Source organism: Exiguobacterium sp. s168 (assembly GCF_018619035.1).
In the GTDB taxonomy this organism is placed as follows: Bacteria; Bacillota; Bacilli; order Exiguobacteriales; family Exiguobacteriaceae; genus Exiguobacterium_A; species Exiguobacterium_A acetylicum.
In genome coordinates this window covers 18,015-38,353 of record NZ_JACSNE010000026.1, presented here as the reverse complement: position 1 = coordinate 38,353, position 20,339 = coordinate 18,015, and the positions used below count along the sequence as shown (strand labels likewise).

20 protein-coding genes and 1 pseudogene are annotated in these 20,339 nt (G+C 46.3%); 8 read left to right on the top strand and 13 right to left on the bottom strand.

Annotated elements, in window-relative coordinates; translation table 11 throughout:
• Positions 1 to 26: 26 nt before the first annotated feature.
• Positions 27 to 2,450 (top strand): glycogen/starch/alpha-glucan phosphorylase, encoded by a 2,424-nt coding sequence (locus KNQ15_RS13580; protein ID WP_029340920.1) that lies wholly within the window; start codon positions 27 to 29, stop codon positions 2,448 to 2,450.
• A 41-nt stretch (positions 2,451 to 2,491) separates the two neighbouring features.
• Here KNQ15_RS13580 and KNQ15_RS13575 read toward each other — a convergent pair whose 3' ends face one another.
• Positions 2,492 to 3,310 carry a sulfurtransferase gene (locus tag KNQ15_RS13575; protein ID WP_214729781.1) on the bottom strand — a complete coding sequence of 273 codons (819 nt, stop codon included), beginning with the start codon at positions 3,308 to 3,310 and terminating at the stop codon, positions 2,492 to 2,494.
• Positions 3,311 to 3,403: 93 nt separating this feature from the next.
• Here KNQ15_RS13575 and KNQ15_RS13570 point away from each other — a divergent pair, with 93 nt between their 5' ends.
• Together KNQ15_RS13570 and KNQ15_RS13565 are read left to right on the top strand one after the other, a co-directional pair.
• On the top strand, positions 3,404 to 5,140 hold the full coding sequence (locus KNQ15_RS13570; RefSeq protein ID WP_069940352.1) for a phospho-sugar mutase: 1,737 nt from the start codon (positions 3,404 to 3,406) through the stop codon (positions 5,138 to 5,140).
• Between the two features lie 138 nt (positions 5,141 to 5,278).
• On the top strand, positions 5,279 to 6,175 hold the full coding sequence (locus KNQ15_RS13565; RefSeq protein WP_029340923.1) for an aldo/keto reductase: 897 nt from the start codon (positions 5,279 to 5,281) through the stop codon (positions 6,173 to 6,175).
• A 181-nt stretch (positions 6,176 to 6,356) separates the two neighbouring features.
• On the opposite strand, the gene KNQ15_RS13560 is transcribed toward KNQ15_RS13565, so the two are convergent.
• From KNQ15_RS13560 to KNQ15_RS13540, 5 genes are all read right to left on the bottom strand, one after another.
• Positions 6,357 to 6,545, bottom strand: a complete 189-nt coding sequence (locus KNQ15_RS13560) for a hypothetical protein (protein ID WP_029340924.1) — start codon at positions 6,543 to 6,545, stop codon at positions 6,357 to 6,359.
• 142 nt (positions 6,546 to 6,687) lie between these two features.
• Positions 6,688 to 7,338 carry an amino acid ABC transporter permease gene (locus tag KNQ15_RS13555; protein WP_029340925.1) on the bottom strand — a complete coding sequence of 217 codons (651 nt, stop codon included), beginning with the start codon at positions 7,336 to 7,338 and terminating at the stop codon, positions 6,688 to 6,690.
• On the bottom strand, positions 7,335 to 8,102 hold the full coding sequence (locus tag KNQ15_RS13550; protein WP_047396216.1) for a transporter substrate-binding domain-containing protein: 768 nt from the start codon (positions 8,100 to 8,102) through the stop codon (positions 7,335 to 7,337). The genes KNQ15_RS13555 and KNQ15_RS13550 overlap by 4 nt, the downstream gene beginning before the upstream one ends.
• Positions 8,103 to 8,265: 163 nt before the next feature.
• Positions 8,266 to 9,372 carry an ABC transporter ATP-binding protein gene (locus KNQ15_RS13545; RefSeq protein ID WP_035409428.1) on the bottom strand — a complete coding sequence of 369 codons (1,107 nt, stop codon included), beginning with the start codon at positions 9,370 to 9,372 and terminating at the stop codon, positions 8,266 to 8,268.
• Between the two features lie 118 nt (positions 9,373 to 9,490).
• Positions 9,491 to 10,324, bottom strand: coding sequence for a PucR family transcriptional regulator (locus KNQ15_RS13540; RefSeq protein WP_047396220.1), 834 nt, complete (start codon positions 10,322 to 10,324; stop codon positions 9,491 to 9,493).
• Positions 10,325 to 10,398: 74 nt separating this feature from the next.
• Between KNQ15_RS13540 and KNQ15_RS13535 the strand changes: the two genes are divergently transcribed.
• Positions 10,399 to 11,535, top strand: coding sequence for a DUF445 domain-containing protein (locus KNQ15_RS13535; protein WP_029340928.1), 1,137 nt, complete (start codon positions 10,399 to 10,401; stop codon positions 11,533 to 11,535).
• Positions 11,536 to 11,555: 20 nt separating this feature from the next.
• On the top strand, positions 11,556 to 11,930 hold the full coding sequence (locus KNQ15_RS13530) for a YlbF/YmcA family competence regulator (protein ID WP_023467337.1): 375 nt from the start codon (positions 11,556 to 11,558) through the stop codon (positions 11,928 to 11,930).
• A gap of 52 nt (positions 11,931 to 11,982) precedes the next feature.
• On the opposite strand, the gene KNQ15_RS13525 is transcribed toward KNQ15_RS13530, so the two are convergent.
• From KNQ15_RS13525 to KNQ15_RS13515, 3 genes are all read right to left on the bottom strand, one after another.
• Complete coding sequence (locus KNQ15_RS13525) at positions 11,983 to 12,195, bottom strand: YhzD family protein (protein ID WP_029340929.1); 213 nt, start codon at positions 12,193 to 12,195, stop codon at positions 11,983 to 11,985.
• Between the two features lie 58 nt (positions 12,196 to 12,253).
• A complete protein-coding gene (gene dinB / locus KNQ15_RS13520; protein WP_029340930.1) occupies positions 12,254 to 13,333 on the bottom strand; it encodes a DNA polymerase IV in 1,080 nt (359 codons plus the stop codon).
• 63 nt (positions 13,334 to 13,396) lie between these two features.
• The gene (locus tag KNQ15_RS13515; RefSeq protein ID WP_214729780.1) at positions 13,397 to 14,302 is read right to left on the bottom strand and encodes a magnesium transporter CorA family protein; all 906 of its coding nucleotides are present in this window, start codon (positions 14,300 to 14,302) and stop codon (positions 13,397 to 13,399) included.
• Between the two features lie 104 nt (positions 14,303 to 14,406).
• Between KNQ15_RS13515 and KNQ15_RS13510 the strand changes: the two genes are divergently transcribed.
• Both KNQ15_RS13510 and namA read left to right on the top strand, forming a co-directional pair.
• Positions 14,407 to 15,327, top strand: coding sequence for an HD domain-containing protein (locus KNQ15_RS13510; protein WP_214729779.1), 921 nt, complete (start codon positions 14,407 to 14,409; stop codon positions 15,325 to 15,327).
• A gap of 12 nt (positions 15,328 to 15,339) precedes the next feature.
• A complete protein-coding gene (gene namA, locus KNQ15_RS13505) occupies positions 15,340 to 16,371 on the top strand; it encodes an NADPH dehydrogenase NamA (protein WP_214729778.1) in 1,032 nt (343 codons plus the stop codon).
• A gap of 47 nt (positions 16,372 to 16,418) precedes the next feature.
• Here the strand turns inward: namA and KNQ15_RS13500 are convergent, their stop codons facing one another.
• The 4 genes and pseudogenes from KNQ15_RS13500 to KNQ15_RS13485 form a co-directional block, all read right to left on the bottom strand.
• Positions 16,419 to 17,336 carry a peptidylprolyl isomerase gene (locus KNQ15_RS13500; protein WP_029340934.1) on the bottom strand — a complete coding sequence of 306 codons (918 nt, stop codon included), beginning with the start codon at positions 17,334 to 17,336 and terminating at the stop codon, positions 16,419 to 16,421.
• Positions 17,337 to 17,596: 260 nt separating this feature from the next.
• Positions 17,597 to 18,166 carry an HTH-type transcriptional regulator Hpr gene (locus tag KNQ15_RS13495; protein ID WP_023467344.1) on the bottom strand — a complete coding sequence of 190 codons (570 nt, stop codon included), beginning with the start codon at positions 18,164 to 18,166 and terminating at the stop codon, positions 17,597 to 17,599.
• Between the two features lie 83 nt (positions 18,167 to 18,249).
• The gene (locus KNQ15_RS13490; protein ID WP_023467345.1) at positions 18,250 to 18,591 is read right to left on the bottom strand and encodes a hypothetical protein; all 342 of its coding nucleotides are present in this window, start codon (positions 18,589 to 18,591) and stop codon (positions 18,250 to 18,252) included.
• 114 nt (positions 18,592 to 18,705) lie between these two features.
• Positions 18,706 to 19,134 (bottom strand): annotated as a pseudogene (locus tag KNQ15_RS13485) (HIT family protein); the annotation flags it as partial.
• A gap of 126 nt (positions 19,135 to 19,260) precedes the next feature.
• Between KNQ15_RS13485 and KNQ15_RS13480 the strand changes: the two are divergent.
• Positions 19,261 to 20,313, top strand: coding sequence for a TcaA second domain-containing protein (locus KNQ15_RS13480; protein ID WP_214729777.1), 1,053 nt, complete (start codon positions 19,261 to 19,263; stop codon positions 20,311 to 20,313).
• The last annotated feature ends 26 nt before the right edge of the window (positions 20,314 to 20,339 follow it).

The following is a 20,339-nucleotide window of genomic DNA, read 5'->3' as shown; positions in this document are numbered from 1 at the left end:
GTATCACTGGGAAAAGGGGTTACGTCATGTTCAAAGATAAAGAGAAGTTCAAGGAGAGGTTTACGGAACGATTCGTTTCGATGCATGGCAAGGCAATAACGGAAGCAACAGAAAACGATATCTATCAGACACTTGCCTATCTGGTACGCGAGACGGTCACGACTGATTGGTTACGGACAAAGGAAACATATATCCATAAAAAAAGTAAGCAAGTCTATTACTTTTCACTCGAGTTTTTACTCGGACGTTTCCTGCATAACAACCTATTGAGTCTTGATGTCTTAAAGGATGTGGAACGGGGACTTGACGAACTCGGATATCAGCTCAGTGATTTGACAGAAGAAGAGCCGGAACCAGGACTTGGAAACGGCGGTCTCGGTCGTCTCGCGGCGTGTTTCCTCGATTCTCTGGCTGCGCTTGGTCTTCCTGGACACGGGAACGGGATCCGGTATCAGTATGGTCTGTTTAAGCAAAAAATCATCGACGGCTATCAAGTCGAGTTACCGGATAACTGGCTGAAGAACGGGAACATGTGGGAAATCAGACGTTCTGATAAAGCGGTCGATGTTCCATTTGGTGGTCATGTCTGGCTTGAAGAAGTCGGTGATGGATATCGTGTCCATCATGAACCGGCTGAAATCGTCCGTGCTGTTCCGTACGATATGCCGATCGTCGGCTATCAAAACAAGGTCGTCAATAACCTGCGACTCTGGAGTGCTGAGTCTCCACTTGATGATGATGAATTACTTAGCCAATACCGTGGGAACTATAAAGATTTACTGGCACATAAACAATCGATTCAGACGATTTCCGAGTTCCTGTATCCGGATGATACGACGTACGAAGGAAAAGAGTTGCGTCTGAAGCAACAATACTTCTTCGTTTCTGCCGGATTACGGAGTATCTTGACGTCCTTTAAAAAGCGAAATCATTCATTGAAGCAACTCGGGAACCATATCGCGATCCATATCAACGATACGCATCCGGTCGTCGCGATTCCAGAGTTGATGCGGATTCTAATCGATGAAGAAGGATTTGGATGGGAAGAAGCATGGCGCATCACGAAGAGTGTCATGTCGTTTACGAATCACACGTTACTATCAGAAGCACTCGAACGCTGGCCGATTGATTTGTTCCGTCGCTTGTTACCGCGTATCTACCTCATCATCGAAGAAATCAACCGACGTTTCTGTAAGGATGTCCTTGCGAACTATCCACATATGGAAGCGCATATGCGAGATATCGCCATCATCGCGGATGACCGAATCAACATGGCGAATCTTGCTGTCGTCGGCACGCATTCGACGAATGGTGTCGCGCAGATTCATACTGAGATTTTGAAGCAACGCGAGATGCGACTATTTTATGAGATGTTTCCGCTTCGCTTCAATAATAAGACGAACGGGATTACACATCGTCGCTGGTTCCTCTCATCAAATCCAGCACTGGCAAATCGTGTGACAGAAGCAATCGGGGATAGTTGGATTCAGCATCCGTCCGATTTGCAAAAGTTGACGAAATGGGCAGAGGATTCAGCATTACAGAAGGACATCGCCGAAATCAAACTTCAGCGTAAAGAAGAATTAGCGTTGCTCATTGAAAAAGAAACCGGTATCGTCGTGGACCCGACCTCGATATTTGATGTTCAAGTCAAGCGATTGCATGCGTACAAACGTCAACTGTTGAATGCGTTACACATTCATTCGCTCTACTATCGTCTGAAGGAAGACCGTTCCTTCACGATGACACCGCGGACATTCATCTTTGGTGCAAAGGCGGCACCAGGCTATCATTATGCAAAAGAAGTCATTCGTTATATCAATGCGTTAGCTCGCTTGATTAATCAGGATCCAGACGTCAGTCCGTACTTGAAAGTCGTCTTCCTAGAAAACTACCGTGTATCGCTTGCTGAAAAGATTTTCCCGGCAAGTGATGTCAGCGAGCAGATTTCGACTGCCAGTTATGAAGCCTCCGGAACCGGCAACATGAAGTTCATGATGAATGGTGCACTGACAATTGGAACGCTCGACGGAGCGAACATCGAAATTCGAGACGAAGTTGGGGATGCGAATATCTTCATCTTCGGCTTAACACCACAGGAAGTCATGAATTATAAACAATACGGTGGTTACAGTGCGTACGATCAATACAGTGCCCAACCCGAGTTGCGACGGATCATCGATAGTCTCGTCGACGGAACATTATTTGCTCCAGGTGAATTCCAAGCGATTTACGATTCATTATTAACGTATAATGATGAGTATCTGATCCTGAAAGACTTCATGTCGTATCAACAAGCGCAGGAACGAATCGATCGGATGTATCAGCAACCAGAAGAATGGTATAAACGCGTCATTCTTAATATTGCACGGTCAGGTGTGTTCTCAAGTGACCGCACGATTAAAGAGTATGCGAATGCGATCTGGAACATCAAACCGATTCAACTCTGAACAAAAAGACACCGACAGATGTTTCTGTCAGTGTCTGATGCTTACGAACGGGAGACATCTTCACCACGGCTGACCCAATCACTATAAGAGCCGGCGTAAAGTCGGACATCAGTTTTCCCAAGTGAATGGAGAGCGATGACATTGACACACGCTGTCACACCACTTCCACAATAGAGGATAGGTGCTGTGACTGGTAGGATGTCGGCGTACAATTCTTTCAAATCTTCTGCGTCCCGTAAGCGACCCTCTGGTGAGAGCGCTTGTTCAAAGAAGCAATTCACGGCACCTGGAATGTGACCGGCGACGTGATCGAGTGGTTCGATTTCTCCACGGTATCGATCGGGCGCACGGGAATCAATGACCATCGTTTCTGTCAGCTGATCCTTCAGTTCTTCGAACGAGACAAGCATCTCATCTTGAAAACGAGGCGCGTACTGAGAAGGTTCATAAGTAGGAACGTCTTCCGTGACCGGAAGATCGAACGCTAGGTAAGAGGAGAATCCGCCCTCAAGGACGACGACACGCTCATGCCCGATCCATTTAAATAACCACCACGCACGAGCGGCATACGGAAAGCCATCGTCATACAAGACGACGAAGTCTTCTGGTGTCACACCATGCTGTTCGAGTGTGTGTTGCCACGCTTCTTTTGAAGGAAGCGGATGCCGACCGCCGACCTCATCGATTGGACCGGAAAGTTCAGTCGTTAAATTCAAGTGCTGTGCACCTTCGACGTGTTGTTCCAAGAAAACATTTCGTCCATATTCAGGTTGTTGCAAGTCATATCGGCAGTCAAACCAGCGAATCTGATCCGTTCGGACGAGCTGTTGAAGATCTGCCATTTGAATCGTAGGAAACATGCCTCATCACCTTACCCTTTCTAGTGTTAATCATATGAAAGGTATCGCATCATCGCAAGTCTTACCCTCATTTAAAAAAGGAGTCGATTTACCATGTCATGGAAAGAAACCTATCAAAAATGGGATCAGTTCGCTGATTTAGACAGTACATTAAAAGAAGAATTAGTCACGCTAGCAACGGATGAAAAAGCAGCCGAAGAAGCATTCTATAAAGAACTCGAGTTCGGAACAGGTGGTATGCGTGGGGAAATCGGTGTCGGGACGAACCGGATGAACGTATATACGGTCCGAAAAGCATCACAAGGGTTCGCGGCATTCATTAAGGCGTCGGGGGAAGAAGCGGCAGCAAAAGGAATCGTCATCGCACACGATTCACGCCATTTCTCACCAGAATTTGCGCTGGAGGCGGCACGGACGCTCGCAAGTAACGGCATCAAAGCGTATCTGTTCGACGGTCTACGTCCGACACCAGAACTTTCGTTTGCAGTTCGGTCTTTACAAGCAGCGGGGGGGATCGTCATCACGGCGAGTCACAACCCACCAGAGTACAATGGCTACAAAGTATATGGGGATGACGGTGGACAACTTCCGCCAAAAGAGGCGGATGAACTCGTTTCATACGTCAGCCAAATCGAAGATGAGCTGTCGATTGAACTTGAGAAAGAAGAAGTCCTTCGTGCGAACGGATTGATCGTCCGTGTCGGAGAAGAACTCGACGAAGCGTACCAAGACAAATTACAAACGATTCGTGTCTTACCTTCGATTCAATCGGAATTAGCGGATCCGCTTAAAATCGTCTTCACACCACTTCATGGAACAGGTCTTGTGCCGGTAACAGAAGGCTTGAAACGTTACGGTTTCGAACACGTGACAGTCGTCAAGGAGCAAGCAGAGCCAGACGGTGCATTCCCGACCGTGACGTCACCGAACCCGGAAGAACATGCTGCCTTTAAACTGGCAATCGAATATGGTGACCGGGCAGATGCCGACATCTTGATTGCGACGGATCCCGATGCTGACCGTGTCGGAGTCGCGACACGTGATGCAGACGGAGAATGGACAGTCCTGACAGGGAATCAGACGGGCGCTTTATTGCTCGACTACATCCTTTCGCAAAAAGCGGCGCAGGGAACACTTCCAGCGAACGGATTCGTCGCGAAGACGATCGTTACGTCAGAACTGGGGGCATTGATTGCGCGTCACTATGATCTTCATGTCGAGAATACATTGACAGGATTTAAGTTCATTGGTGAGAAAATCAAACAATATAACGCATCGGGTCAATACGAGTATCTCTTTGGCTATGAGGAGAGCTATGGTTACCTCATCGGTGACTTCTGCCGCGACAAGGATGCCGTCCAAGCGTGCTTATTAGCTGCTGAGATGGCTGCGTACCACAAGAAAGAAGGACGGACGCTCTATGAGGCATTACAGGCGATTTACGAGCAGTTCGGGTACTTTGAAGAGTCACTCCGCTCTCTGACGCTCAAAGGGAAGGATGGCGTGGCACAGATTGGTCGTATCATGGATACGTTCCGTGAGAATCCGCCAAAACAAGTGGCGGGAGAACAGGTCGTCTTGTTCGAGGACTATGATGCGAGCATCGCCCACGATTTGAAGACGCATCAACCTTCACCGATCAACCTGCCAAAATCCAACGTTCTGAAGTTTACGCTCAGCGATGGATCGTGGTTCTGCCTTCGTCCATCGGGCACGGAACCAAAAATCAAATTCTACTTCAGCGTCACGTCACCAGATGCTGCTGAGACGACACGCAAACGTCAGCAGATCGAAGATGAAGTCATGCAAGAAGTCGAACAAATTCAATAAGTCCCATGCAGGATCACGTCATCGACGGGGTCCTGTTTTTTGTCTGAGAGCATTGAAAAGTGAAATTCGTGCAACCGGTTCCATTTTGAGGTACAGTAAACGAGATAGAGTTTATACGACAGAGGAGTTGGAAGACAGATGGAACGGATTCAACTAACAGAAGATTTATCATTCTCACGCATCATTCATGGCTTATGGCGATTGAATGAATGGGAGATGACGAAAGAAGAGCGTCTCGAATTGATCGAAGCATGCCTTGCTTTAGGGATTACGACGTTTGATCACGCGGATATCTATGGCGATTATACGAATGAACGCTTATTCGGAGAAGCTCTTGCTTTAAAACCGGAGTTACGTGACCGGATGGAGATCGTTACGAAGACGGGCATCAAGATGAAAGGGGATCATTTCTCGGATCAGTCCTTATCATTCTACGATACGACGAAAGAGCACATCATCAAACAAGTCAACCGTTCTCTTCAAGAACTCGGTGTCGAGTACGTGGATACGTTGTTGATTCACCGTCCAGATCCGTTGATGGACCCGAACGAGATTGCTGAAGCGTTCGTAGAGTTGAAGGACGCAGGAAAGGTACGGACATTCGGTCTCTCGAACCATACACCTGCCCAACAAAGTCTCATTCAGTCTCGCTTACCATTCATGCTCGTGACGAACCAACTCGAGTTGTCGGTATCAGAATTGAAACATTTCGAGGATGGATCCGTTGATCTCTGTCATGAAAATGAGATGCCGTTGATGGCATGGAGTCCGCTTGCGGGGGGGCGTCTCTTCAAGGACGAGCAATATGCACCGTTACGCGAAAAATTAGCTGAGATCGCAGAGACGATCGGGGCAGAAGAAATCGATGAGGTCGCATATGCATGGTTGCTCAAACATCCAGCACGTATCATGCCAATCGTTGGTTCTGGTAAGATTGAACGCATTGAATCTGCGGTTCGTTCGACGAAAGTATCGTTGACACGCGAGCAATGGTTTGAGATTTTGAAGGCATCACGTGGTCGTGACGTCGATTAATTGGTTTTGAGATAGACGCTCAATGCGCACGTTGTCCGTTAGCGAAATAAAGTGAGAGGATCGTTTCCAATATATCATTCGGAAGCAATCCTCTCTTTCGCTTACACATAGAATGTACGTCAAAAAGTAGACAAAAAAAAGCCCCATCTCAAGGGGGAGGAGAGATGGGGGATCTATGAGGTTAAGCTTCTAAACGAAGCATCTCCTGACGGTATTTATCTAGACGATCTTTACTTGCTGAAACGGCAGCTTGGTCATTGGCTTGAATCGCATCGAAGAGCGTACTGAGCTCATAATCGATTTCGAGACGTAGCACTGGAATTCGCTGCTCTGCATCTTGTCTACGGAAAGCTTCAATTACTTGTTTCATCTCGGCCACGCTCCTTTGTAAGTTGTCAGATAATTCTGATTTTTATTAGTATACTTGATTATTCCCGGATTGCCTAGTGCTAAACCTAAAAAAATCTAAAAAAACACACTTGAAATCCATACGGTTCCAAGTGTGGGAAAAATCATTCTGGAATACTGAAGCGTGCTTCTAAGCGATGTTGAACACTTTGAATGATTGTCGACATGATCCAGTAAATCGCAGCCGAGAACAAGAGTAACGGCATGACGAGGTAAGTTGTCGCTGAAATCTGGTCAGAGACATACGTCAATTCTTCAACAGCAACGATCGTACCGAGTGATGTCGATTTGATGATATCGATGACAGAGTTCGAAAGCGGTGGAATCGCTCGAGATAGCGCTTGCGGTAAGATGACATCCTTGAATGTCTTACGACGCGGAATACCGAGCGAGTCAGCTGCTTCCCATTGTCCACGATCGACAGAGGAGATGGCAGCGCGGAACGATTCTGAGATATACGCAGAAAAGTGAAGCGATAAGCCGAAGGCGAGGGCTTGGAATCCAGTCAACTGAAGGACAACGAGACCATTGTATAAAATCAGGATTTGTAGCAGTAATGGTGTTCCTCGGAAGAACGAGACATATAAACGTGCAAAACCGCTAAAGACGGCAAGACGGCTATCACGCATGACGGCAAGAATCAACCCAAGAATAAGCGCAAAGACGATGGCGAGACCACTTGCAAGAAGGGTCGTACCAATCGCCTTTGCGTAGACGTCCGAGTTATCCCGGACGATCGTCAGTAATTCACTCACTTACTGATATCCTCGTTGAAGTACTTCTCACCGATTTTTGCAAGAGTGCCGTCTTCTTGCATCTCAGCGAGTGCTTTATTGAAGTCTTCTGTATACTTGCTGTTTTTCGCCATCATGAAGCCTGATTCGTTCTTGTCGAACGTTTCACCGACCGCTTTAACTTTGTAGCCTGCTTTCTTCAGCTCCGTCAAGACGAAGAGACGATCGTTCATGGCAGCATCAACACGACCTGCTTCAAGATCTTTCAAGACTTGGTTCGCACCTTTGTAGTATTTCACTTTCGCGCCAGCTTCTTCAGCTGTTTTGGCATAGAGTGAACCTTGTGTCGAACCGACTGTCTTTCCTTTTAAGTCGTCGAGTGTTTTGATGTCGTTCGTTTTATTGTTGACGATGATTGTTGAACCAGAGACCGTATACGCATCAGAGAAAGCGTATTTTTCTTGGCGCTCAGGCGTGATTCCCATTTGGTTCGCGATGACATCGATCCGTTTTGAATCAAGTGCTGGGATGAGTCCTTTGAAGTCCATCGCTTTGTAATCGACTTTATAGCCGGCGCGTTTTGCGACTTCGTTCATGACGTCTACGTCATAACCTGTCAATTTTCCTTTTTCTTTATACGTGAAAGGTGGGTACGTTGCTTCTGTACCGACTGTAATGACTTTTGACTCTTTATCAGAACCTGCGTTGTCGTTCGAAGCGCCGCATGCTGCAAGCACCCCCGCTGTCGATAATGCTGCTACAGCTAATTTCAAACCGTGTTTCATAGCGCTCTCTCCTTTATAAATAAATGATTTCAATTCCTAGTTTTCGAATAGGATTAATTTTAAGCTACAAGCAGTATCATACAAAGTTACAGGAACGTCTGTCAATAAAAAAGACTGCCCTTAATAGGACAGTCTGAAACATCGTAACTGATCGATGATGCGATTAACGGATCGTTGCTTCTGTTGAAGCATCGAAGAAGTGTGCTTTTGTCATATCGAAGAAGAGATCAAGCTGCGATCCCATCTCGACGTGTGAACGTGAATCAACACGTGCCGTGAACGCTTGTTGTCCGACTTTTGAGTAGAGGTAAGACTCTGCACCCATCAATTCAGATACTTCGATATGTGCTGGGAAGCGGTGTGCTGTTTTCGTGTCTTGGTAAATCAATTCCGCATGGATATCCTCTGGACGAATTCCGAGGACAAGATCCTTGTTCGTGTAACCACGGTCGCGGAGAACTTTCATTTTTCCTTCTGGTACTTCGAATTTCTCTTCTGTTCCTGAAACATGGAAGAGACCGTCTTCCGCTAATTTACCTGTCAAGAAGTTCATCGATGGTGAACCGATGAATCCAGCGACGAACATGTTATCCGGGTGATCATAGACTTCTTTCGGCGTACCGACTTGTTGAATGATTCCCGCTTTCATGATGACGATCCGTGTCGCAAGCGTCATTGCTTCCGTCTGATCGTGCGTGACGTAAATTGTCGTCGTCTCAAGACGTTTGTGTAACTGAATGATTTCCTTACGCATTTGTACACGCAATTTAGCATCTAAGTTCGAGAGCGGCTCATCCATCAAGAAGACTTTAGCATCACGAACGATGGCGCGACCAATCGCTACCCGTTGGCGCTGACCACCAGAGAGTGCTTTTGGTTTCCGCTCGAGGTATTCTTCAAGACCAAGGATACGAGCTGCGTTATCAACGCGTTGCTTGATTTCATCTTTAGGGAACTTCCGAAGCTTTAATCCGAATGCCATGTTATCGAAGACGTTCATATGCGGATACAATGCATAGTTTTGGAAGACCATCGCGATATCGCGATCTTTTGGTGCTACATCGTTCATGCGTTTGCCATCGATGATGAAATCCCCACCTGAGATTTCTTCAAGTCCAGCGATCATCCGAAGTGTCGTTGATTTCCCGCAACCTGATGGTCCGACGAAGACGATGAATTCTTTATCTTTAATGTGAAGGTTGAAGTCATCAACCGCTTTTGCATCACCTGAGTAGATTTTATCGATATGTTCAAGACGAATTTCAGCCATGTGTAGTTCCCCCTAATGTAAATGATGAAATAATAACGCTTACAAGATTTAGTATAAAAGAAGTCAGGGAGTCTGACTATGGACAACCTGACTAAATGCAAACGTTTTCAATTAGGCATCATGCTACAAGAAGTAAGGTATAGAGAAAAGTAGCGCCTTCAAATGAGCGAACATCGATTCCAGTCTGCTCCGTCAACCGGTCGAGTCGATACTGGAGGCTGTTTCGATGTAAGAATAGATGTTTTGCTGTCAGGGAGACGTTCAAATTAGCTCGACAAAAAGCAAGGATCGTCTCACGAGACTCTGGCTCGAGGGAACGGATGAACTGATCGACGAGTGTCGCGCGATGCCGGTCATCTAGACTTGCAAGGCGGAGCATGGCAGGCAAGAAACGTTCGATGTGCATCGAAGGAACGAAAGCAAGCGCTGCTTGTTCAAGTTGGAACTGAACGGCGATATCACCTGCAGCACGTTGTTGACCAAGCAATACCTTACCGTCGAGTACAAAATCAGATTGTAATGCTAAAAATAAATCGGATAGTTCTGACTCGATGACAAACTCTTCGCGTTCAACGACCGTGAAGCGATGTGCGCTAAAAGGAATAAGGATGCTCGTCTGCGAAAAGAAAGAGGAGAGCAATTGTTGAATTTCTTCACTTGTCCGTTCATCGGTTGGATTGAACAAAAAATGGACAAGTCGGAACGACTGATCTTCCAAGGCATGAGCAGATTGGATACGCTCTCGCCATAGATCGATATCAGACCGTGACGTCGTGATGATGCGTTCAGCGAATACATCAAGCAGTTGTTGTTCACGGTCAGAGATGGCAGTCGCCTTGATTCCAAAACAAAGTCCATCTTCAAGGCGATATACGCTATACTGTTCCTGGCAATAAACATTCGGATCGGTCGTAAGCTGGTCATTGAATACAGTCATCAGTTGTCGTAACACACGGCATCACTCCTAAATCGTACATAACTATCTCGACTTTACCATAAGTCGAAAATCGGAAGGAATGATAACTTATGTCAGATACGTTTTTACTCGTATTGAAACTTGTCGGAATCATTGTCATTGGGGCCCTGATTGGGGCAGTCACGAATCATTTAGCGATTCGGATGTTATTTCGACCACTTGAACCGAAATACATCGGAAAATTTCGCGTACCATTTACACCTGGTCTGATTCCTAAACGGCGGGATGAACTGGCAGCGAATCTCGGACGGACGGTCGTCAAGCATCTCTTGACGCCAGAAGGAATCGGGAAACGTCTCGCATCACCAGCTGTTCGTGGAGCCGTCACGCGGCTCGTCGAACAAGAAGTCATGAAATGGACGCGCTCGGAAGAGACGACGGAAGCGTGGATCGGTCGATTCATCGACGAACCAAAACAACGGATCCAAGGGAAAATCAGTTATCACTTGGAGCAGGAGTTTTCGCTCCTCATGGGCAAATGGCGTGAGCAGTCTGTGCGCGAGTTGATCGGGGAAGCCGGAGAACAAAAAATCGAGGAAGTCATGCCAAGACTCATCACATCCGTATTACACCAAGCAGAGGAATATTTTGATGGACCAGAAGGACGTTTACAACTTGAGGAAACGGTTGCTCGCTTCATCCAACAGCGTCTCGGAGGTGGGATGTTCGGGATGTTGCTCGCGAACGTCAACGTCGTTGATATGATTCAGCCGGAGCTGAAACGGGTACTTCAATCAGAGTCGACGTCTCAGTTCATCCTTGCCTTATTACGTCAGGAATGGCAAAAGGGACTGGATCGTCCACTCTCATCCTATATGACGGAAGAGACGGAGTCACGGATTCGACAGACCGTCAAAGAACAAGTCTTGGCGCGTTTACCGATTGAATCGATGCTTGCTACACCATTACGCGTCTGGTTGAATCCACTCGAGTCACAATTGCTCGAGCAACATGTCCCTGTTGTCATCGATCATCTATTCGAACGGACGACGAATCAAATCGGACAAATTCTACAAACGCTCGATCTCGAAACGATCGTTCGAGAAGAGGTCGGTTTGCTGGATACTGCGTATCTCGAGGAAATCGTCTTATCGATTTCTAAGCGAGAATTCCGGGCTATCACTTGGCTTGGAGGGTTGTTAGGTGGTTTAATTGGATTGATACAGGCGGGGCTTTATCTCGTCTAAACAAATTGGAGGTTTTACTCATGGCAGAAACAAACTTATACGATCACGCGTACACTCTGGAGCGTGCATTACGTGAAACTTCGGAGTACACGACATTAAAAGATTTGTACACGCAAGTGAATGCGGATCCGGAATCAAACGAATTGTTCGCATCGTTCCGTAACATCCAACTTGAATTACAACAAAAACAGATGCAAGGTGAAGAAATCACACCAGACGATATGGCGTCTGCCCAAACTAAGATGCTTGAAGTACAAAACAACCCATTAATCAGTCAGCTGATGCAAGAAGAGCAACGGATGCACACGATGTTGACGGAAGTCACACAAATCATCATGAAGCCGTTAGAAGAACTCTACGCGCCAATGATGGAGCAACAAGACGACGTCCAATAAGTAATCAAAAAGGAAGACGGCCATAATGGCACGTCTTCCTTTTTTGTATGGCTCAAGATGAAGCAGGGACGATCCGTGGCAAGTAAGCGCGCTCGAAATGAATCAAACGACCTGAACGTGTGACGCGAGCTGCATGATGGGCGTATCCACTCTCATTGAGACGTCGAATCCCTTCTTCTCGTGCCTGTCCATCTGTTTCTGCTTCAAAAACGTCATCGAGTAACGTTTCACCACGATCTGAAAAGACTGTCATCGTATACTGCATATTTGTTCCTCCCTTGTCTGATCGGTCTTGTATTCAGTATAATGAATCGCTATTCATTTTACAAGCGCAAGTCTAAGTCTTGCCACGTCAGTTGTCTCGCAGCAGGAGGAGTAGTAAGGTGACTGACCGTCATACCAATCAAGCGGATTGGTCCGTCGAAGGTGATGCCATTGAAGAGTTTCGTTGTTTCCTCAAGTAATCGTTCTTCGTCCGCCGTCTCTTCTGAAAATGTATGCCGTTTCGAACGTGACTGGAATGTATCAGTCTTCCACTTGATCGTGATCGTTCGGCAAACGAGTTCTTTTTTTTGAAGACTCGCAATGACGGATTTTGATTCTCGAATCAACGTCTCAAATATCGTATCGATATCCTCCGTATCTTCTTCGAAGGTCGTCTCAGAACCGATTGATTTTCGCTCGCGTTCCGGACGAACCGGACGCTCGTCGATCCCATGCGCCATCGCATGTAGTTCCGTTCCCCGATCGCGTCCAAGCAATGCTCGTAATTGTTCGACCGGCATTGCTTGAACATCTGCGACGGTTTCTATCCCTTGTTTGCGTAACGCTTGTTCCGTGACTTTTCCGACGCCATGTAAGTCTCCAATTTTTAATGGAGATAAGAAACTCAGGACGTCCTCTGGAGGAACGACCGTCAATCCGTTCGGTTTCTCGTATCCGGAAGCGACCTTCGCGACGAGTTTAGAGTTAGAAACACCAGCAGAGGCAGTCAGACCTGTCCGTTCTTTAATTTGTTGTAGAACATATTGCGCAATATAGGTCGCACTTTTTTGATCAAAGTAATTTTCGGTGACGTCGAGGTACGCCTCATCCAGTGAGAGGGGCTCGACGAGCGGTGTCACTTCTCGAAAAAGTGCCATGATTTGCGCACTGACAGCCCGGTAGACGTCAAAGCGAGGACGAATGAAGACGGCACGAGGGCAAAGCTGGAAGGCACGTCTTGACGGCATCGCGCTATGGATGCCGTATTTCCGTGCTTCATAGGAACAGGTCGCTACGACACCGCGTGCATGAGGCGGTCCACCGACGACGACGGGAACACCTTTTAATCGAGGACGATCGCGTTGCTCGACGGAAGCGTAAAAGGCGTCCATATCAATATGAATGATTTTTCGTTCCATCGTACAAGCGTCTCCTTTCAGTAGATATGATACAATTAGTATAACGAACTTATGTTCCGATATCTATTTTTTTGGTCGACTGTTCTTTGGCATCCGAACAAGAGCGCCCAACCATCCACGCCAGCGCATCCAGTAGAAGATGCCACCGGTCGAGAGAAAGATTAGACCTAGGGATAGGGCGTAACCGTATTTCCATTCTAATTCCGGCATGATTTTAAAGTTCATCCCCCAAATTGCACCGAGGGCCATCGTTGGTGTCGCGACGGCAGTAAAGATCGTTAACGCCTTCATGATTTCGTTTCCACGGAAGTTCGAGACGGTCGTCGATAAGTCGAGCAGGACCTCAATGTCTTTTTGATAATGTTCGATGAGCATTAACAGACGGCGAACACGTTTCGTAGCTAGCTTCAACGAGAGATCCTCGAGATACGCGTCCTCGTCGAGAAATGATTCTTCACCAGCCATGACGAGCTCTTGAAACGGAACGATCAAATCGGACCAGTTCTCGATCGTGTCGCGTAGCGCGAAGATGCTATCAAGCGAATTTTCACTAATGCTGCCACGCAGTTCATCTTGTCTTGAGAACAGTTCCGTCTCAAACTGATCGATACCGGCAAAATATGTGTTCAGCTGTAAAGCAAGAATCGTATAAAAAGCAGCGAACGGATGCGCGGGCGAGTAGGGGGCAACGAGTGTCACGATCGATTCCGACAATCCGATCGTGATCAGTTTTTCTTTCGTCACATAAAAACAAATCGAGCGACGGTCACTTTTGTCGACAGGATTTTGCCAGGTGACGACAGCACCATAAAGAACCCCTTTTTCCGAGCGGGTAAAGTTCATATCTTTTGATCGTAGCTGCGTGAGCCAGTCCATTTCGGATTGGTCGACGGTAGCCGCCGGAAATGTTTGTTCATAGTCAGCTAAATCGAGATAGCGGGACCAATTAAATTGAGGTTCCAGTTCCATGTTCATGACTCCCATATAGTAGAATGAAATAGTATATGCCTTAAGTGTAGTCAATGGAATATAAAAAAGACACCTATTTTACAGATAAAGGACGTGTTTCAAGTATGAAAGGAATCGGTAAGTTAGCAGTTGGAGAAACGCTCGATCAACGAGCGATGATCAAGCAGGCGGTCAAAGGAATTGCGGCAAACGGGAAACCGTATTTAACGCTCATCTTGACGGACAAGACAGGCGAAATCGAGACGAAGATGTGGGATACGAGTGATCTTGAAAAATATGCGCCGAAGTCGATCGTCCATGCTGCTGGAGAAGTCATGGACTATCGAGGACGGACACAGCTGAAGCTTAAACAAATCACAGTACTAGAAGAGATGAATGTCGAGGATTATGTTCAATCGGCACCAATTCCGCGAGAGCAGATCGAGACGGAAGTCCTCGCGTTCGTAGAATCGATTCAAAACAGTGACATGAAAAAGCTCGTTAAACATTTGATTACTTCACGATTTGACGCCTACTTCACGCACCCGGCAGCGGTCAAGAACCATCATGCCTTTTACTCGGGGCTGTCGTACCACGTCCTTTCGATGTTGCGTTTAGCGGATCAAATCGCTCAACTCTATCCGACGTTAAACCGTGACGTGCTAATCAGTGGCATCATTCTACACGATTATGCGAAAATCAAGGAGTTATCCGATCCGGTTGCACCGGAATATACGTTGCCTGGTAAACTCGTCGGTCATATTACGATGATGGTAGCGGAACTTGAAAAAGTCGGAGCAGAATTACAAATTGACGCAGAAGTACTGACGGTCTTGCAACATCTCGTCTTAAGTCATCACGGACGACCAGAATGGGGTTCTGCCGTCGCACCACAGATGCGAGAAGCAGAAGTTTTGTTCTTGATCGATAACCTTGATGCACGGATGACGATGATGGATCGCCTTCTGGAATATGTCGAGCCAGGACAGTTCTCGGAACGATCATTTGCACTGGATAATCGTGCTTTTTACCGTCCGAAGCTATAAGGGGGAAGAAAGATGAAGACGAAGTTGTTTGATACGGTTCAACTCGGAACGTTGACATTCCGAAATCGGGTCATCATGGCGCCGATGTGCATGTACAGTGCAAAAGAAGATGGACTAGTGACAGATTGGCATGTCACACACTATGCAACACGTGCAATGGGTGGTGTCGGTGGTGTCATCTTAGAGGCGAGTGCCGTCACGCCAGACGGTCGCATTTCAGCCGGTGACCTTGGAATTTGGTCAGATGCGCATATTGAAGGCTTACAACGGATTGCCGACCAAGTCAAAGCAGCGGGTGCAAAAGCAGGCATTCAACTGGCCCATGCCGGGCGCAAAAGCACGACGGCAGAACCACCCGTCGCACCGAGCGCTTTACCGTTTGATGATACGTATACGGATCCACGCGCATTAACGCTTGAGGAAATCGCGACGATCAAACAACAGTTCATCGATGCAGCATTACGAGCAGAACGAGCAGGATATGATTTCATTGAAATTCATGGAGCTCATGGTTATTTATTGAATACGTTCCTCTCTCCGTTATCAAACGTTCGTGAGGACCAATACGGTGGATCGATTGAAAATCGGATGCGCTTGTTGCTAGAGATCATTGATGGGATTCAGGAAGTCTCGAAGCTCTCGATTTGGGTCCGGATTTCAGCAGCCGATCATGCAACGGGGGGAATGACAGCAACGGATTATATTCCACTTGCGAAGGAACTAGCAGCACGTAACATCGATTTACTCGATTGTAGTTCTGGTGCTGTCGTCGCTAATGCCGTACCTGAAGTGTATCCGGGCTATCAAGTGAGCTACGCAGAAGAGTTGAAGCGAGAGGCGGGTATTGCAACAGGCGCGGTTGGATTGATTACGACAGCTGCTCATGCAGAGGAAATCGTCCGTAACGGTCGAGCAGATATCGTCCTGCTCGCACGTGAACTACTTCGCCAACCGTACTGGGTCTATCATGCGGCAGCCGAACTTGGGGATACGGTCGCCTTGCCGAAACAATACGAACGAGCTCCGATTCGGACGGTTCGTTAACTATTCAAGATATGAAAAAAGGAAGCCTTCGCGGCTTCCTTTTTTGATTACTGCTGTTGTTGTTGCATCATTTGTTGTTGCATTTGTTGTTGTTCTTGTTTATCTAAATCAAAAGCATCCTTGAAGTCTTTGTTTTCGATTTTGACATCGTATTCTTTCATGAGTGAACGGTAGATATCGTTCGGGTTGACTTGTGCTGCTTTTTCTTCAGCAAGTGCTTTTTTGATGCGTGATTTTTCTTTATCAAGTGTAAAGTCTTTCTTTTCTTTACGATCGACTACTTTAATGATGTGGTAACCGAACTGTGTTTTAATTGGATCGGAGATTTTACCTTCAACGCCATCCTTGAACGCATAATCTTCGAATTCCTGGACCATCTTACCTTTTGTGAAGTATCCGAGGTCTCCACCTTTTGTGCCGCTACCTGTATCTGTTGATTTCTCTTTTGCAAGTTTCGCGAAGTCCGCGCCGTCATCCAATTGCTTTTTGATGTCTTTTGCTTCTGACTCTTTCGCGACGAGGATATGGCTTGCTTTAACTTCGACTTTTTCTTGGTCGAAACGCTCTTGGATTTCTTTATCTGTTACTTTTGATTTTGCAGATTTTGCTTCCGTTAAGAGCATTTGTGTGCGAAGAACTTTCTCGAATTCTTTTTCGTTCTTGATTCCAGCAGATTTCAATGTCGTACTGAACTGCTCTTTATCCGGGAACTGGTCTTTTGTCTTTTTGACTTCTGCTTCGACTTCTTTATCCGTGACTTCCTTGCCGTATTTCTTCTCGAGCAATTTGTTCATCGTTTGCTGGAAGGCGATTTGAGCACCAGCTTTTTCGTATGCTTCTTCTTGGACGTCAGCCTTGTTGACTTCGCCACCTTTGTAATTGATGACGGCTTCGTCATTTGATCCACATGCTGCTAACGTAAATACACTTGCGACTGCTGCTGCGCCTAACAATTTCTTTTTCATACATACACCCCTAATTTACCATTTATTTCAACCGTTTTATCATATCATATTCTCGTCTGGTTGACAGCTGTATCTTGTCATGCCAAGAGATACTTGCTCTTTTCCATGCTATCACATCCAAGTAGTTGGTTGAGGATAATTTTTATGGGAAATTGTGAGGGAAATAACGCTCTTGAGACATAGTAGTAATGTCCTTGTCATGAGGAAAAAAGATCTAAGAAAAAGCATTCTAGCTAGAGGCTAAAACGCTTTTGGTAAGGTTATGCTTTTTTGATTGAGTCCATGACTGGATCTTGAGGGCGACGATCTGCTTCTTCTGTGATCATCTTCGATGTCTCAGCGAATATGTCCATGAAACTGTCGCCATACAAGCGACGTACGATCGCAGAAATGTCCGTTAATTCCGGGAACTTCCCGTACAGTTCCTGAAGAGGAAGTGATGCACGGAAGACACCGTTTTCTTCAGGGCGGAACGCTTGAATCGTCTCAAGTAAGAGTGATTCGCCCTCTGGTGTCAACTGGACGTAGGTATTTCGTTTATCTGTTTCCTTTTTTGAGAACGTCAACAGTCCGCGGTCTTCTAACTTCTTCGAGAAGTTAAATGCCGTTGAGACGTGCATGACACCATACTTCGCGATTTCTGAAATTGAGGCGCCACCTAGCGCGTGCGAAATCCACAAGATATGATGTTCATTGATGTTCAGATCAAAGGGCTTGATCCAATTTTGCCAATCTTTTTCTACCGTTTTCCATAGTGCTTTGCTTAACTGGACAATCTTGTGGCTATACAATAAAGCCTCTTGTCCAGGATATAACTTTTCGTGTTCCATATCTGACTCATCCTTTCGAAAGGTGACAATGGCTCAAACGCGCAAAATGCAAACTATACAAAAACAAATCGAAGCAACGGATCTTACTTTTGTGGAGAAAGCTGGTCTGCTTCCTGTTTCGCTTCATCAGCGAGAGACTGGATCTTCGTGAGCGATGCTTGGACTTCCGTTTGGTATTCCGAGACGCTCTGCATGACTTCTTCTTTGAAGTGCATACCAGACGCTTTTGCTGTCTCTACTAAGTTCTTGCCCTCCTGGGTCAAATCCTGCACATTCGTTACGATTGTAGAATAAGAATTTCGACGTTGATGACCGTTCGAAGAGTCGCTTTTCGTACCTTGGCGAAGCGCCTTCAGACCGTAAAAAGTCACAAGTGTTAGCGTAGCACCAAAAGCGACCCAGTTACGGGCGGGACGCTTCGACATATTGAACCTCCTTTTTAATATTAAAATATTTGTTTCATATTATTTTACCGAAAATCGAATGAAAGAAACCTATTTCGGCAATATTTTTCTAAGAATAGAAGAAAAAGAACAGACTTAGATGCGTGAAGCGATCGAGTTAGCGAGTTCAGCCAATTCCTCTGCCGTGTAATCGTCATTATGAACTTCCCATTTCGCGCCGAAACCATCTTGTTTATCGTGACGCGGAATGAGATGCAGGTGGAAGTGGGAGACCGATTGACCCGCTACTTTTCCTGTATTCGATAAGAGATTCATGCCAGCTGCCTCTGTCTCTTGTTGAAGTGCACGACTGATTTGCGGGATCGTCGCAAATACGTCTTGTGCTTGTTCAGGAGAGAGATCATACAAATTATCGGCATGTTGTTTTGGGATGACGAGTGTATGTCCTTTTGTCACTTGTGACAAGTCTAGGAAAGCGAGAACTTGTTCGTTCTCAAATACGATATGACCAGGGACTTCTTTGCGAGCAATTTTACAGAAAATACATGACTCTTTTTGCATGGAACGTTCACTCCTTTGGGTAAGATAATATTAGTATACGGAAAGTTTCCGACTTCCGCACGATTGACAGTCAAATTGAACCCGATACACTTAGAAACATACAGCTACTGAAGGGAAGGAGCGAACTGCATGGCATCACGAGTAGCCTCAACGGCTCAAAAAAAACGAAAAAAGCGTCTGCTCGTCGGTAGCGTTATCGTCGTTGGTCTTTTCTTATTAGTTGCCTTTTGGTTTGGGCGTAACATACAAGAAGCGGCGAAAATGGAGAAAACAGACGAGCGTCTTGCTGTTTTATTAAAGGAAAAGGATCAGCGTGGGTTCCAAAAGCTAGTCACGACGAGCGGTAAGTCACTATCGATGAGTGAAGCGACGCGACTCGTTAGTTGGTTGACGGCTGATGCAGAGCGGACGGACCGGGTCATTGCACAAGTCAAACAGGATCAAGACGCAGGTAAGCAAGTGAAAACACATCTGTTTTCGTTACAAGAAGAAGATGGATGGCTTTGGTATGATCGGTACTCTCTTGATGTGAATCCTCAGCGGTTAACCGTTTCGAGTGATCTACCGGGAACAAAGGTTTCGTTAGATGGAGAAGAAGTCGGAACGATTGATCAGAAATCCCTTGAAATCAAGCGTTCTCCTGGAGAGTATGATGTTCAGGTAAGCGCGGAACAATCAGGACAGACCATCGAGGAATCAAAGACTATACAACTCGGAGATGAACCGAACGCGACAGCCGACTTTAAATTGGCTGATCGGTTCAATACGACCGTTTCGAACGAATATGCGGTCGATATCAAAACGTTACTTGAGACGGAAGTAAAAGCTCGGACTGGAAAAAGTATCGATACGATGACTAGTTATCTTGGACGTTCGCGTGATTCGTTTGAGAATACATTCGGAACGCCTGATTCAACGGTTGCCAATCGAGCGCGATACGATGGATATGAAGTGACCTATCAGTCGGGGCAGGTGGAAGAGTTGTTAATTCGATTGAATAAGACTCCGGATGAACTTGAAGCCATCGCTGGAAAACCAGAAGGAAAGAAGCAAGAACAAGTCGGTACGATTTGGGAATATCCGTCTAGTTTTCTTGAGGGTGTGTTCGAATGGCTGAATTTACGGACGGAAAAGCGGGTCGTCGAGCGAGAGGACGGCATGTGGTTACAATTAAAAGACTAAACCATAAAAAAATCCTCGGACATTCA

Coding starts and splice junctions, on each gene's coding strand:
- KNQ15_RS13580 (WP_029340920.1), top strand. CDS start 27: ATGTTCAAAGATAAAGAGAAGTTCAAGGAGAGGTTTACGGAACGATTC.
- KNQ15_RS13575 (WP_214729781.1), bottom strand. CDS start 3,310: ATGTTTCCTACGATTCAAATGGCAGATCTTCAACAGCTCGTCCGAACG.
- KNQ15_RS13570 (WP_069940352.1), top strand. CDS start 3,404: ATGTCATGGAAAGAAACCTATCAAAAATGGGATCAGTTCGCTGATTTA.
- KNQ15_RS13565 (WP_029340923.1), top strand. CDS start 5,279: ATGGAACGGATTCAACTAACAGAAGATTTATCATTCTCACGCATCATT.
- KNQ15_RS13560 (WP_029340924.1), bottom strand. CDS start 6,545: ATGAAACAAGTAATTGAAGCTTTCCGTAGACAAGATGCAGAGCAGCGA.
- KNQ15_RS13550 (WP_047396216.1), bottom strand. CDS start 8,102: ATGAAACACGGTTTGAAATTAGCTGTAGCAGCATTATCGACAGCGGGG.
- KNQ15_RS13545 (WP_035409428.1), bottom strand. CDS start 9,372: ATGGCTGAAATTCGTCTTGAACATATCGATAAAATCTACTCAGGTGAT.
- KNQ15_RS13535 (WP_029340928.1), top strand. CDS start 10,399: ATGTCAGATACGTTTTTACTCGTATTGAAACTTGTCGGAATCATTGTC.
- KNQ15_RS13530 (WP_023467337.1), top strand. CDS start 11,556: ATGGCAGAAACAAACTTATACGATCACGCGTACACTCTGGAGCGTGCA.
- KNQ15_RS13525 (WP_029340929.1), bottom strand. CDS start 12,195: ATGCAGTATACGATGACAGTCTTTTCAGATCGTGGTGAAACGTTACTC.
- dinB (WP_029340930.1), bottom strand. CDS start 13,333: ATGGAACGAAAAATCATTCATATTGATATGGACGCCTTTTACGCTTCC.
- KNQ15_RS13515 (WP_214729780.1), bottom strand. CDS start 14,302: ATGGAACTGGAACCTCAATTTAATTGGTCCCGCTATCTCGATTTAGCT.
- KNQ15_RS13510 (WP_214729779.1), top strand. CDS start 14,407: ATGAAAGGAATCGGTAAGTTAGCAGTTGGAGAAACGCTCGATCAACGA.
- namA (WP_214729778.1), top strand. CDS start 15,340: ATGAAGACGAAGTTGTTTGATACGGTTCAACTCGGAACGTTGACATTC.
- KNQ15_RS13500 (WP_029340934.1), bottom strand. CDS start 17,336: ATGAAAAAGAAATTGTTAGGCGCAGCAGCAGTCGCAAGTGTATTTACG.
- KNQ15_RS13495 (WP_023467344.1), bottom strand. CDS start 18,166: ATGGAACACGAAAAGTTATATCCTGGACAAGAGGCTTTATTGTATAGC.
- KNQ15_RS13490 (WP_023467345.1), bottom strand. CDS start 18,591: ATGTCGAAGCGTCCCGCCCGTAACTGGGTCGCTTTTGGTGCTACGCTA.
- KNQ15_RS13480 (WP_214729777.1), top strand. CDS start 19,261: ATGGCATCACGAGTAGCCTCAACGGCTCAAAAAAAACGAAAAAAGCGT.